The organism is Streptococcus vestibularis, from assembly GCF_900636445.1.
GTDB classification, from domain to species: Bacteria; Bacillota; Bacilli; order Lactobacillales; family Streptococcaceae; genus Streptococcus; species Streptococcus vestibularis.
Genome location: NZ_LR134275.1, coordinates 1,155,545 through 1,168,940, shown reverse-complemented (window position 1 = coordinate 1,168,940; position 13,396 = coordinate 1,155,545). Strand labels below are relative to the sequence as shown.

Sequence of the window (13,396 nt, the reverse complement as noted above, 5' to 3'; positions counted from 1 at the left end):
TTGATTCTGAAGTGCTTTTGTCATGCCTTATTTTTCGTGAAGTTCTTGATTTTTAAGAACTATTTCTGAAACTTTAGCGAATTTTTTAAGTTTTTTGAGATCTTCTGGATGGGTTACCAAGCTGATGACACTCCCTTCATTTCCCATACGACCAGTACGTCCTGCACGGTGAGTGTAGGCTTCACGATCTCGAGGAATATCGAAGTTGATGACCACTTCAAGGTTTTCAATATCAATACCACGTGCTAAGAGATCAGTCCCTAATAAGAGTGAAATTTCATGGTTCTTGAATTTTTCCAAGATAACCTTACGGAATTTGACGTTGATGTCACTAGCCAATGATACCGCTGAAGCTCCGTTAAATTGGAGGCGCTCTTCAGTAGCCCCAAGGTCAGAAAGACTGTTGAAAAAGACAAGGCCACGGAAATCAGGAATATTGGAGAACTTACGGAGAAGTTCGACACGGTTACGTTTATCAACACTGATATAATAATGTTTAATGGTGTCTAGTTTCTGATCAGACAGGTCATAAACGATAGTATTTTCGATAAGATCTTGATCGTCAATTTTGTTGGTTGCTGAAATATAGATCATTTGATGATCACGAGGAACATGGTGGCTGATTTTTGTCACAAAGTGGTATTGGCTATCACTGAGAAGCTCATCAAATTCATCGAGGACGATAGTATTGACGTTCATCATCTTGATTTTTTTAAGTTTAATCAGCTCAAAGACACGGCCAGGGGTTCCGATGAGAATTTCCGGTCCTTTCTTCAGGCGTTCAATTTGTCGCTTTTGACTAGAGCCAGAAAGGAAGAGCTGTGCAGTGAGTCCTAGTGGCTCAGCCCACTGTTTGGTTACATCAAAAATTTGTCCAGCAAGTTCAGAGTTAGGTGCTAGGATAAGCAGTTGCTGAGCTTTTTGGGGCTTAAGAGAGAGAAGAAGTGGGAGAAGGTAGGCTAGGGTCTTACCTGTTCCAGTTGGACTGATACCTAGGACATTGTCTCCTTCAGTGATTGGTGCAAAGAGTTCTTTTTGAATGGCAGTTTCTGTAGTGATTCCTTTTTCTTTAAGGAGGTCTTGCCATTGTTCGGGAAAGTTTTTAAACATAAAAGTCTCATTTTCTATATGGATTTGCTTTTATTATATCATGATTTAGTGTAAAATAGATAAGAAAGACTATATTAGATAGGAATTTACCATGCCTAAAAAACCGATTATTATTGGGGTTACGGGTGGCTCTGGTGGTGGTAAGACCAGTGTTTCTCGTGCCATTCTATCAAATTTTCCAGATGAGAAAATTGCCATGATTGAGCATGATTCTTATTATAAGGATCAGTCACATTTGACTTTTGAAGAGCGTGTGTCAACTAACTATGACCATCCTTTTGCTTTTGATACAGATCTTATGATTGAGCATATCAATGAGCTGATTGCTGGGCGTCCAGTAGATATTCCGATTTATGATTACACGCAACACACTCGTAGTGATAAGACCTATCGTCAGGAACCTCAGGATGTTTTTATCGTTGAAGGGATTTTGGTACTTGAAGATAAACGTTTGCGTGATTTGATGGATATCAAGCTCTTTGTAGATACTGATGATGACATCCGTATTATCCGCCGTATTAAGCGTGATATGGAAGAGCGTGGTCGTAGCTTAGATAGTATTATCGAGCAGTATATCAGTGTGGTCAAACCTATGTATCATCAGTTTATTGAGCCAACCAAACGCTATGCGGATGTGGTGATTCCTGAAGGTGTCACAAATACTGTTGCAATCGATTTGATTAATACTAAGGTAGCTAGCATTCTAGAAGAAAGTAAGAAAGCCTAAGCAGGAGCTTGGCTTTTTTGGTATAATTGAAACGTTATGATTATTTTACAAGGAAATAAAATTGAGCGCTCTTTCTCAGGAGATGTGCTCTTTGATAATATTAATATTCAGGTAGATGAACGTGATCGTATTGCCTTGGTTGGCCGTAACGGTGCTGGAAAATCAACCTTGTTGAAAATCTTGGTTGGAGAGGAAGCACCGACAAGTGGTGACATCAACACCAAACGTGATTTGAACCTGTCTTACTTGGCTCAGGATAGTCGTTTTGAGTCTAGTAAGACCATCTATGCGGAAATGTTGAATGTCTTTGCAGATCTACGTGCAGATGAAAACCGTTTGCGTGACATGGAAATGAAGATGGCTGACTTGACTGGGGCAGACTTGGACAAGTTAATGACTGACTACGATCGCCTTTCCGAGGATTTCAGACAGCGTGGTGGTTTTACCTATGAATCTGACATCAAAGCTATTCTCAATGGTTTTAAGTTTGATGAAAGCATGTGGGAGATGTCCATTTCAGAACTTTCTGGAGGGCAAAACACGCGCTTGGCTTTGGCAAAAATGCTTTTAGAGAAGCCTGAGCTCTTGGTACTGGACGAACCGACCAACCACTTGGATATCGAAACCATTGCCTGGTTGGAGAATTACCTGGTTAATTATCAGGGAGCTCTAATCATTGTCAGCCACGACCGTTATTTTTTGGATAAGGTGGCGACAGTAACCCTGGATTTGACCAAACATAGTTTAGATCGTTATGTCGGAAATTATTCAAAATTCATGGACCTTAAGGCTGAAAAGTTGGCCACTGAAGCAAAGAACTTCGAAAAGCAACAAAAGGAAATTGCTAAGCTGGAGGACTTTGTTAATCGTAATATTGTTCGTGCCTCTACAACTAAGCGTGCCCAAGCCCGTCGTAAACAGCTTGAGAAAATGGAACGTCTGGATAAGCCAACAGAAGGTCAAAAGTCAGCTAATATGACTTTCCATGCGGACAAGGTCTCTGGAAATGTGGTCTTGACAGTGAGGGATGCTGCTATTGGTTATGACGACGAGATTCTCTCAGAGCCTATTTCTCTGGATGTTAAGAAGATGGATGCCATTGCCATTGTGGGACCTAATGGTATTGGAAAAACAACCTTTATCAAGTCGGTAGTCGGTAAACTGCCATTTATCAAGGGAACATCAACTTATGGTGCCAATGTTGAAGTGGGTTACTATGACCAAACCCAATCTGCCTTGACACCGTCAAACACTGTTCTTGATGAGTTGTGGAATGATTTTGCGACAACTCCTGAAGTTGAGATTCGTAACCGTTTGGGAGCCTTTCTCTTCTCAGGTGACGATGTCAAAAAGTCTGTTTCCATGCTTTCTGGTGGTGAGAAGGCTCGTCTGCTCCTAGCCAAATTGTCAATGGAAAATAATAACTTTCTAATCCTGGATGAGCCAACCAACCACTTGGATATTGATAGCAAGGAAGTATTGGAAAATGCTCTTATTGACTTTGATGGAACACTTCTCTTTGTCAGCCACGACCGTTACTTTATCAACCGTGTGGCAACAAAAGTGATGGAAATCTCTGAGGAGGGGGCAACCATTTATCTTGGGGATTATGATTACTACCTTGAGAAAAAGGCGGAGCTTGAAGAATTAGCACGACTTGAAGCGGAAGAAAATCAAGGGCCAGAGGAGACCCAAGTAGCTTCAGCGGGTGCTAGTGATTATCAAGCTCAAAAAGCTAGTCAAAAAGAGATCCGTAAACTAAGCCGACGCATTGAGCAAATCGAAAATGAATTAGAAACTATCGAAGAACGCTTGGGGGAAATCTCTGTTGCCATGCTTGAAACCAATGAAGTGGCGGAATTGTCTGACTTGCAGAAAGAACTAGATGACTTATCAGTCAATCAAGAGGCTCTGATGGAAGAGTGGAGTGACCTTTCGGAACAGTTGGAAAGTTAAACAAACATGGAAACCTTTTTATATTTTAATAGGAGAAACCTGAAAAGGTTTTTTCTTTTTTTGCAGAAAATGTACTAATATTCTGAGTTTTGCTAAATGGAAGTGTTATAATGGAATGAGAGGGTCTGAGCACTTTGTTTTATGGTATCGGACCCAATGCCTTATAAGACTAATCATCGTATAAGAATACGTTAGTGAAAAGGTAGGTAATATTATGGAATTCAAAGTGAAAGATGGTCAAATCATCTATTATCGTGACCTTGGTAAAGGCTTTCCAATTGTCTTCTTGCATGGCAATAATTTATCAGGAAACTACTTTGGTAAGCAAGGAATTCTATATCGAGACTATCGTTTAATTTTCATTGATAGTCGTAATCATGGCAGATCCAGTCGTCAGAGTGCTAAGATGACCTTTGAACAGATGGCTGCCGATTTGGAGGAAATTTTGCAATTTTTAAATATCAAAAAGGCTTTGTTTGTTGGTCACAGTGATGGGGCTAATCTAGCTATGGTTTATGCCAGTCGCTTTCCTGACCGGATTGCAGGGCTCTTGCTTAATGCAGGGAATATGACCTTTAAAGGATTGACCAGACGCTCAAGATTTCTGGTTTATATACAGTATTATTGCCTAAAAGCCTTATCGCCATTTTCATCTAAAATGGACATCATGGCTCAGATAACGGAGCTCATGCTACATGATTTGCCACTGGATAGGGAACGACTACATCAAGCATCCTATCCTGTTTGGGTAGTTATGGGACAAAGAGATGTCATTAGTATTAGTCATTCAAGGGATATTTCGGACCTTTTTCCAATTCATAAGCTATATGTTGAACGGAGACAGGGGCATCGTCTAGCTCAACGAAAATATAAGGTTTTTAATCAAATGATCCGTGAGTTAGTTAGAATTAGTCGAAAAGAGGTGGTGGCATGAAGCGACTTATAGAGAGACTTCAACCTTTAAAAACTGCCGTTAAATCTATCTTCTTTATTTCTATTACGGTTCTTGTTGTTGTAGAGTTGGTTCGTTTGAAACGAACGATCACTTTAGAATCGCTAGAATCAGCTTTATCAGGTCTATCAATTTGGCATCTTGCTTTGATGGTAGTGATAGGTTTAGTTGCTGTGTCACCTATGCTCTTTTATGACCTTATCTTGAACAGGGAGCTAGAGACGGATTTTTCAAAATCCTATATACTAGAAACGAGTTGGGCTGTCAATACCATTAATAACCTGGCTGGTTTTGCCGGTTTAGTCGACGTGGGGTTGAGGTATTCCTTTTATTCTGAAGATGGGCAGGAGAAGTCTGGTGTTAAGGCACTATCACGTTTATTGCCTTACTTTATGTCGGGCTTGTCACTCCTAAGCGGCTTGGTGTTTGCTACCTTTTGGTTTTTCCCTCTAAGTCCAGACTTGAGAAAGTATTGGTTGCTTTTGTTAGGAATTTTCCTTTATTTGCCTTTTATTTTCTTTATTTCCAGTCGTGAAAAGTTGGCCTATTTTGGGCAAGTACCGTTGAAAACGAGACTAAGTCTTCTTTTAGCTTCGACAGCTGAATGGGGAACGGCCCTTGGGAGCTTTGTAAGTGTGGCTTATTTAATGGGCTTGCATGTTCCTCTTTATAATCTGATTCCTCTTTATTTCCTAGCGGTTATTATTGGTATCTTCTCTATGATTCCGGGCGGGATTGGTAGTTTCGATTTGATTGTGATTACCGGTCTGACTTCTATGGGGGTTAGTAATGCTCTAGCGGTCAGCCTACTATTGCTCTTTCGTCTAACCTACTACATCATTCCATTTTTATTAGGTGTTGTCTTCTTTTTCAAACACATGGGAGGCCACATCAATGAGAAATACTTCAAGATTCCTTCACGAGTATTTGGTGGAAGTTTCCATCGTATCCTTGTTTATTTGTTACGTTTTTTAGGAATCTTCTTGATTTTATCTGCCCTAATCCCAGAACGCTTGGCAAATGTTTACTTTATTAACCGTTTCGATCCTATTCAGGAACAGTTGATCTGGCAGTTTCCGAGTATTTTATTTGGAACCCTCTTTGTTTTCATGGCTCGTCTGATCAGACGTCGGGTTAAGGGAGCTTTCATTGCCTCCTTGGTAACCTTTGTCTTGGCTTTAATTTATGTCAATCTCAATGGTATTTCTTGGGCCATGTCATTCCTAATTGTACTCTCTTTGGTGCTTATGTTGATCATCAGAAAGCGGTTGTATCATCGTTACTTTGTTTATAGTTGGGAAGACAAAACTAAGGATTTCCTTTTCCTAGCCTTTACTATTCTGGTTCTTCTTGTTCTGGGTGGTAGCGGTTTTTGGTCTCATTTATTGCCACCTAGGAACCGGGATGTTCTTGGACATTTTGTTCATATTTGGTTTGATATTTTACTGGGATCGGTAATCATTGCAACCATTGTTTGGGTTGTTTTGAGAGTTTTGGCACCTCGTAAGCATTTTGGTCAAAGCATGGATAATGAGCGCTTCACAGCACTTCTTGAGAAATATGGGGGCGCATCAGAAAGTGCTCTAGCTTATTTACATGATAAACGCCTCTTTTGGTATCGTGTCGATGGACAAGACCAGGTGGTTTTCCAATTTGCACAAACCAGTAACAAGTGTGTGATTATGGGCAATCCTATTGGTAATGAAATATATTATCGTCCAGCTTGGGAAGCTTTCTTGAAAAACTTATCTGATTGGAATTTACAGGCTTTATTTTATGAGGCGGATGAGAGTGTGACCCTTATGCTTCATGATTATGGCTTTGACTTCATGAAATTTGGAGAAAATGCCATGGTTGATTTGACGACATTTTCTGTCGATGGTAAGCATGGTAAGAAGTTTCGTAAACCAACCAATCGTGTGGAAAAAGCAGGCTTCCAGTTTAAATTACTTAATCCTCCATTTTCGGAGACTCAGATGCAGGAAATGAAGGCAGTCTCAGATATTTGGCTTAATGGTCGTAAGGAGAAAGGTTTCTCTCTTGGTTTCTTTGATGAAGCCTATCTGCAACAAGCACCGATTGCTATCGTTGAGAGTGAAGAAGGCGACATTGTGGCATTTGCTAATATCATGCCGACCCAAAATAAACAGGTGGCGACCATTGACCTTATGCGTTACGACTTTGAGAAGGCTCCTGAAGGCATTATGGACTACCTCTTCGTTAAACTCTTCCAATACTTCCAAGCAGAAGACAAGAAGTACTTTGATATGGGAATGGCTCCCCTAGCCAACGTTGGTACTGAAGAAGATAGTTTTTTAGAGGAAAAGGTTGCCAATTTAGTTTATATTTTTGCTCAGCGTTTTTACTCTTTTAGTGGGCTCCAACGTTACAAGGAAAAATTCTCTCCAATTTGGTCTCCAAAATACATTGTCTATCCAAAAAGAACCTGGCTCTTGTTTGATATGATTGCTATTCTAAGGATTGATAATCGTAAAATTGAAGATAAAATGAAGAAAAGACGTCTTTGGAAGTAAATACGACAAAAAAAAGTGACCCTTGGAGGGTCACTTTTTTTGTTTAAAAGAATTATTTCTCGAATTCAGCTTTTGATTTAGTATCTGCATACTCTTCAGCAATCTCGCTTGAGAGGATGTCATCATAACTTGGTAATTGAATATCCTGACCATATTTGTTACGAAGGGCAGTTGTTACTAAGCGGTAAGCAAGGTTAGCATTACGAGAAAGAATCGGACCATGGAAGTAGCTACCATAAACGTTTTTATAGTGGACACCTTCAGTACCATCTTCCTTGTTATTACCATTACCGTAGACCACTTTACCAAGTGGTTTTTCATCATCAGAAAGAAAGGTACGTCCTTGGTGATTTTCAAAACCATAATAGGTTTCATTGAACTCTTCGTTATGAATTTTGATGTCACCGATGTAACGGTTATTTTCTTGATTAAGGGTGTAGTGACCCATAACACCAATACCATCAATGCGGACACCATTGGCTTGGACATAATATTGTCCAAGAAGTTGGAAACCACCGCAGATGGCTAGGAGCACTTTATTATCTTGGATGAATTGACCAATGGCATCACGTTTTGATGGGAGGTCTTTAGCAACGATAGATTGTTCATAGTCTTGACCACCACCAAAGAAGACCATGTCGTAGTAGTCCTTGTCGAAGTAGTCTCCAACAGAAACGATGTCGAAGGTCATTTTAGCACCAAGCTTTTCCCCCACGTATTTTATCATAAGGACATTACCATTGTCACCATAGGTATTGAGCAGATTACCGTAAAGGTGGGCAACATTTAGGTCATAGGTGTAGTCACGATTTTCTGGAGATTTGAGAGAAGTATAAGTCATTAGTTCATCTCCTTTCCGACAACATGACGTTGGGCAAGAATATCACGGAATTCAAGCATAGCAGTATAGGTCGCTAGGATATAGGCATGGTCGCAGTCTTGCTTTTCGATTAGGGTCATAATATCTTCGAGTTTTTCTGCTTGTGTAATTTTGTCCTCTGGATAGCCAGTCACACGCAGACGACGGGCAATTTCAGAGTGACGGACACCACCAGCATTAATTTCAGGAATATCCATATCGAGAATGCTTTCAAAGTTGGCATCCCAGATCCAGCTGGTGTCAATACCATCAGCATAATTGGCATTAAGAAGGACTGACAAGCTAAATGGATAATCTGCAAGTTTAATCATGTCAAGAGCTTGGCTAGCTCCAACTGGATTCTTAATCAGTACGAGAGTACATGATTTATCACCAATTTTAAAGGTTTCTTGGCGTCCAAAGACAGCGCGACTCTTTTCAAAACCAGATTTGATTTGCTCTGGCGCAACGCCGAAGAATTCAGCGACAGAAACGGCAGCAAGGGCATTATAGATGTTGTAGAGCCCCCCAACGTTAATTTTGTAATCTTGACCATCAATGATAAATTCAGAAGTGGTGTTGGTGATTTTTGTCAGCTGCGTTAGCTTATAATCTAATTCTGGACGGTGGAAGTCGCAGTTAAGGCACACATAGTCACCCAAGTTAGCGTAAGTATTAAGGCGATACTGAAGAATGCTCTCGCACTTAGGACACACAATTCCTTCAGTATTATAGTGTGCAAGCTCTGGCGCATGTTTTTCAGTGTCAAAACCGTAGAAACGCACGGGATTGACTATCTCTTTAGAATTAAAGAGAGGACTGTCCCCATTAGCCAAAATAGTTGCTGCTGGCGCCTTAGCAGCACCATCTAAAATCATCTGATAAGTAGTGTAGATTTCACCGTAGCGGTCCATTTGGTCACGGAAAATATTTGTGAAGACAAAAAGACTTGGAGTGATGTATTCAGTGATTTTTGGAAGGCTGGCCTCGTCAATTTCCAAGACAGCAATTTTCTTACCAGAATTGGCTTTTTTGGCTGTTAGGAAGGTAGAAGTAATCCCTGTGATCATGTTGGCTCCACTAGGGTTAGTTACAATTTCACCGAAAGCTTCTTTTAGAATACCGACTGTCAAAGCGGTTGTCAGCGTTTTACCGTTGGTACCAGTGACAACGACAATTTCGTAGTCCTTAGCTAAAGTGTCTAAAATATCTTTGTCAAATTTAAGGGCAATTTTTCCAGGCAAGGTTGAACCACGTCCCAATTTTGAAAGGACGAGATGGCTAGCTTTACCCGCCAGAACTCCCATGGTAGTTTTCATAGTCATGAATTTATTTTATCACAAAAAGTAGTGATTGTAGTCTCAAAATAGTTAGAATTCGTGGTATAATAGAAACTGTTTAAAAATTAAAAGAAAGTGTGATATGTATGGGAATACTTTCGTCCATTGATATTGATTTTTGGCGGTCACTCTTTGATAGTCCGCTGAAAGTTATCGTCAATAGTTTGGACATATTGATTGTTGCTTTTTTAATTTATCGCTTTATTAGGGCCCTACGAGGGACAAAAATTATGACCCTTGTTCAAGGGGTTGTCTTATTTATTTTAGTCAAACTGATTTCTGATTTTATAGGCTTCACGACGATTTCTTATTTGATGAATCAGGTTATCAACTATGGAGCTATTGCGGCGGTTGTGATCTTTGCGCCAGAGCTTCGTTCTGCTCTTGAAACCTTTGGACGTACGCCTCAGCATTTTTTGCAAAATAAAGAGGTTAGCTCAGACGAAAAGTTGGTTCAAGCCTACGTTAAAGCTGTTAAGTACATGAGTCCTCGTAAGATTGGGGCCTTGGTTTCTATTGAACAGACTCAGACCTTACAAGAGCAGATTGCGACTGGGATTCCACTTGATGCGGTGGTGACTGGGGAACTGTTAATTAATATTTTCATTCCAAATACACCTCTTCATGATGGGGCAGTTATCATCAGAGATAACAAGGTTGCAACAGCTTGTTCTTATCTGCCATTGACGGAATCTAATAAGATTTCCAAAGAGTTTGGGACTAGACATAGGGCTGCTATTGGTCTTTCAGAACAGACAGATGCACTGACCTTTATTGTGTCTGAGGAAACTGGTGCGATTTCAATTGCGTACAAGGGAAATTTCATCCATGATCTCTCTGTTCAAGAATTTGAACAAGAGTTGAGTCTTATCTTGTTGAAAGAACAAGAACCACGTCAGTCATTCTTCCAACGTTGGATGGGAGGTAGCAAAAAATGAAGCGTTTTGTAAATTTCTTTAAAAACGATCGTTTATGGCAGATGCTAGTTGCTCTCTTCTTTGCTGTGGTACTCTTTTTCACGGCATGGTCGGGAAATACGCAAAATAAAAACAATAGCTCAAGTGCATCTAATACCTTTACACAAACCGTTGAGTCGGTTCCTGTGGATATTAAATATGATAGTGATAAGTACTTTATCAGTGGTTATTCCTATGATGCTGAGGTCTATCTGACAGCGACGACACAATTGGCCTTGACGACTGAAGCAACAAGTGATACACGTCATTTTAAGTTGGTTGCAGATTTATCAAATCTTGGCCAAGGGACAAGTCGTGTTCCTATTCAGGTTAAGAATTTACCGGCTGGAATGTCTGCCCAAGTATCACCATCTACCTTGACAGCAACCATAGGTAAAAAAGCTAGTAAGACATTTGATGTAGTTGCAAATATCACACAGGATAAGTTGGCTAATGGCTATGAAGTGAAAAAGGTTAGCTTGAATGAAACCAAGGTAGAGGTGACGTCAAGTGAGGATATCATCAATCAAATTGATCACGTTCAAGCAGTCTTGGAAGGAGATGACAACTTGTCTGATGATTATGATGGTAACTTGGTTCTTCAAGCAGTTTCGTCTAATGGAACGATTCTAGCTAGTTCAATTTCTCCAGCTAAGGTTCATGCTAAAATTAGTTTGAGAAAATTGAGTAAATCAGTTCCAGTTAAGCTAGAGTTGACTGGCGATAAGGCTAGCAACGTGTCTAATATCAGTTATAGTTTTGATCGTGGTCATGTGACCATTGTTGGTAGTCAAGAAGCGATGGATAAAATCGATAGCATCACAGTCCCTGTAGACATTAGCCAAGTAACTAAGGATACATCGAAAACCTTAGAGCTTACAGCAGAAGGTGTCACAGTGCAACCAAGTACTGTGAAGGTTAACTTGAAAGTCACGCAAAAATGAGGGAGTTACATTTTCGTCAAATTCAGATATAATAGATTGGATTGAGAGGGACTAGTCTCATAAAAATGTAACCAATTAATAATATTTTAAAACAAGGGTTGAAAATATTGGTGAAATCTTATACAGTTAGATTATCTAGATAGGGTTCACTAGATTGACTCTTGTTAAACGGCATCAAAGTTTAAGGAGGATTTAGTGCACAAGCACTAATAGTAAATTTATGGGTAAATATTTTGGAACAGACGGTGTTCGTGGAGAAGCAAACGTTGAGCTTACGCCTGAATTGGCTTTCAAATTAGGTCGTTTTGGTGGTTATGTGCTTAGTCAACATGAAACTGGCCGTCCTAAAGTTTTTGTGGCTCGTGATACACGTATTTCTGGTGAGATGTTAGAATCTGCTTTGGTAGCGGGACTGCTCTCAGTAGGTATCGAGGTCTATAAACTTGGGGTACTTGCGACACCAGGTGTATCATACTTGGTACGTACAGAAAATGCTAGTGCTGGTGTAATGATTTCAGCTAGTCACAATCCAGCTCTTGATAATGGGATCAAGTTCTTTGGTGGAGATGGCTTTAAATTAGATGATGCACGTGAAGCGGAAATTGAAGCTCTTCTAGATGCTGCAGAAGATACGCTTCCACGCCCTTCAGCGGAGGGACTTGGAACACTTGTGGATTATCCAGAAGGTCTTCGTAAATACGAAAAATTCTTGGTGGCTACTGGTCTTGACCTCGGTGGTATGAAGGTTGCCTTGGATGCAGCTAATGGTGCGGCTGCGGTATCTGCACGTAACATTTTCCTTGACTTGAATGCAGAAATCGCTGTTATTGGTGATCAACCTGATGGCCTTAACATCAATGCCGGTGTAGGTTCTACACATCCAGAGCAATTGCAGGCCTTAGTTAGAGAAACTGGTTCAGCAATCGGTCTTGCCTTTGATGGTGACAGTGACCGTCTCATTGCCGTTGATGAAAATGGCGATATTGTCGATGGTGACAAGGTGATGTATATCATTGGTAAATACTTGTCCCAAAAAGGTGAGTTAGCTAAAAACACCATTGTTACAACAGTTATGTCGAACCTTGGTTTCCACAAGGCTCTCGATCGTGAGGGTATTAACAAGGCTGTCACTGCTGTTGGTGACCGATACGTTGTCGAAGAAATGCGTAAAAACGGTTATAACCTTGGTGGCGAACAATCTGGTCACGTTATTATCATGGATTACAACACAACTGGTGATGGTCAATTGACAGCTATCCAATTGACTAAAGTCATGGTTGAAACAGGTAAGAGCTTGTCTGAATTGGCAGCAGAAGTGACCATTTATCCTCAAAAATTGGTTAATATCCGTGTGGAAAATAGCCTGAAAGATAAAGCTATGGAAGTTCCTGCAATTGCCGCTATCATTGAAAAAATGGAAGCTGAGATGGCTGGAAATGGCCGTATCTTGGTTCGTCCAAGTGGTACAGAACCTCTCCTTCGTGTTATGGCAGAAGCACCAACAGATGATGAAGTGAACTATTATGTTGATACGATTGCTGATGTTGTTCGTGCAGAAATTGGATTGGACTGAGTATGATAGCTAAACTCAGAGCCTTCATGGCTACTGAAGTATTCAAATATCTCTTCTTTGGGGTTTTGGCAACTTTGGTTTACATGGTTAGTCGTACCTTTATTTTTCAGTTGACCCAACAAGGGACCCTATCGGCTGTCTTGGCCAATGCGATTGCCATTATCTTTGCCTTTTTTACAAATGACATCTTTGTCTTTAATCAGGAAACGACCGGTATGGCCATGCGCTTTGTTAAGTTCGTAGGAGCCCGCCTTTTGACCTTGGTCTTGGATTTGGCATTAGCTTATTTCTTGGTAGATACCTATCCAGAAATTATTGGTCAATTTGTTGGTCATAGTCAGGCATGGGTAAATGGTATAGAGAGTGTATTTGCTCAGGTCCTTATCATTGTGTTGAATTATATTATTTCTAAATTATTTGTCTTTACGGGCGAAAAGGTATAAAT

At 40.3% G+C, this 13,396-nt stretch carries 11 protein-coding genes; 8 read left to right on the top strand and 3 right to left on the bottom strand.

From position 1 onward, the window contains the following. Positions 1-27: 27 nt before the first annotated feature. Positions 28-1,110 carry a DEAD/DEAH box helicase gene (locus EL076_RS06000; protein WP_126429653.1) on the bottom strand — a complete coding sequence of 361 codons (1,083 nt, stop codon included), beginning with the start codon at positions 1,108-1,110 and terminating at the stop codon, positions 28-30. Between the two features lie 91 nt (positions 1,111-1,201). Here EL076_RS06000 and udk point away from each other — a divergent pair, with 91 nt between their 5' ends. The 4 genes from udk to mprF all read left to right on the top strand — a co-directional run bounded on the left by udk (position 1,202) and on the right by mprF (position 7,279). Beyond that, the gene (udk, locus tag EL076_RS05995) at positions 1,202-1,837 is read left to right on the top strand and encodes a uridine kinase (protein WP_003092587.1); all 636 of its coding nucleotides are present in this window, start codon (positions 1,202-1,204) and stop codon (positions 1,835-1,837) included. 36 nt (positions 1,838-1,873) lie between these two features. After that, positions 1,874-3,793 (top strand): ABC-F family ATP-binding cassette domain-containing protein, encoded by a 1,920-nt coding sequence (locus tag EL076_RS05990; RefSeq protein WP_003092731.1) that lies wholly within the window; start codon positions 1,874-1,876, stop codon positions 3,791-3,793. A gap of 214 nt (positions 3,794-4,007) precedes the next feature. Beyond that, positions 4,008-4,727: an alpha/beta fold hydrolase gene (locus tag EL076_RS05985; protein WP_003092532.1), complete on the top strand. Its 720-nt coding sequence runs from the start codon at positions 4,008-4,010 to the stop codon at positions 4,725-4,727. Further along, on the top strand, positions 4,724-7,279 hold the full coding sequence (mprF, locus tag EL076_RS05980) for a bifunctional lysylphosphatidylglycerol flippase/synthetase MprF (protein ID WP_003092535.1): 2,556 nt from the start codon (positions 4,724-4,726) through the stop codon (positions 7,277-7,279). Before EL076_RS05985 ends, mprF begins: the two co-directional genes overlap by 4 nt. 52 nt (positions 7,280-7,331) lie before the next feature. Here the strand turns inward: mprF and gatD are convergent, their stop codons facing one another. Both gatD and murT read right to left on the bottom strand, forming a co-directional pair. Then, positions 7,332-8,120 carry a lipid II isoglutaminyl synthase subunit GatD gene (gatD, locus tag EL076_RS05975; RefSeq protein WP_003092813.1) on the bottom strand — a complete coding sequence of 263 codons (789 nt, stop codon included), beginning with the start codon at positions 8,118-8,120 and terminating at the stop codon, positions 7,332-7,334. After that, entirely contained in the window at positions 8,120-9,463 is a 1,344-nt protein-coding gene (gene murT / locus EL076_RS05970; protein ID WP_003093103.1) for a lipid II isoglutaminyl synthase subunit MurT, read from the bottom strand. Before murT ends, gatD begins: the two co-directional genes overlap by 1 nt. A gap of 101 nt (positions 9,464-9,564) precedes the next feature. Here murT and cdaA point away from each other — a divergent pair, with 101 nt between their 5' ends. From cdaA to EL076_RS05950, 4 genes are all read left to right on the top strand, one after another. Beyond that, positions 9,565-10,416, top strand: a complete 852-nt coding sequence (gene cdaA, locus EL076_RS05965; RefSeq protein ID WP_039976172.1) for a diadenylate cyclase CdaA — start codon at positions 9,565-9,567, stop codon at positions 10,414-10,416. Then, positions 10,413-11,378: a CdaR family protein gene (locus EL076_RS05960; RefSeq protein WP_003092632.1), complete on the top strand. Its 966-nt coding sequence runs from the start codon at positions 10,413-10,415 to the stop codon at positions 11,376-11,378. Before cdaA ends, EL076_RS05960 begins: the two co-directional genes overlap by 4 nt. 220 nt (positions 11,379-11,598) lie before the next feature. Further along, positions 11,599-12,951, top strand: a complete 1,353-nt coding sequence (glmM, locus tag EL076_RS05955) for a phosphoglucosamine mutase (protein ID WP_003092462.1) — start codon at positions 11,599-11,601, stop codon at positions 12,949-12,951. A 2-nt stretch (positions 12,952-12,953) separates the two neighbouring features. Next, entirely contained in the window at positions 12,954-13,394 is a 441-nt protein-coding gene (locus EL076_RS05950) for a GtrA family protein (RefSeq protein ID WP_003093059.1), read from the top strand. Positions 13,395-13,396: the final 2 nt, after the last annotated feature.

What these genes read in the sequence shown, in the direction of transcription:
- EL076_RS06000 (WP_126429653.1), bottom strand. Translation starts at nt 1,110, where the DNA reads ATGTTTAAAAACTTTCCCGAACAATGGCAAGACCTCCTTAAAGAAAAA.
- udk (WP_003092587.1), top strand. Translation starts at nt 1,202, where the DNA reads ATGCCTAAAAAACCGATTATTATTGGGGTTACGGGTGGCTCTGGTGGT.
- EL076_RS05990 (WP_003092731.1), top strand. Translation starts at nt 1,874, where the DNA reads ATGATTATTTTACAAGGAAATAAAATTGAGCGCTCTTTCTCAGGAGAT.
- EL076_RS05985 (WP_003092532.1), top strand. Translation starts at nt 4,008, where the DNA reads ATGGAATTCAAAGTGAAAGATGGTCAAATCATCTATTATCGTGACCTT.
- mprF (WP_003092535.1), top strand. Translation starts at nt 4,724, where the DNA reads ATGAAGCGACTTATAGAGAGACTTCAACCTTTAAAAACTGCCGTTAAA.
- gatD (WP_003092813.1), bottom strand. Translation starts at nt 8,120, where the DNA reads ATGACTTATACTTCTCTCAAATCTCCAGAAAATCGTGACTACACCTAT.
- murT (WP_003093103.1), bottom strand. Translation starts at nt 9,463, where the DNA reads ATGACTATGAAAACTACCATGGGAGTTCTGGCGGGTAAAGCTAGCCAT.
- cdaA (WP_039976172.1), top strand. Translation starts at nt 9,565, where the DNA reads ATGGGAATACTTTCGTCCATTGATATTGATTTTTGGCGGTCACTCTTT.
- EL076_RS05960 (WP_003092632.1), top strand. Translation starts at nt 10,413, where the DNA reads ATGAAGCGTTTTGTAAATTTCTTTAAAAACGATCGTTTATGGCAGATG.
- glmM (WP_003092462.1), top strand. Translation starts at nt 11,599, where the DNA reads ATGGGTAAATATTTTGGAACAGACGGTGTTCGTGGAGAAGCAAACGTT.
- EL076_RS05950 (WP_003093059.1), top strand. Translation starts at nt 12,954, where the DNA reads ATGATAGCTAAACTCAGAGCCTTCATGGCTACTGAAGTATTCAAATAT.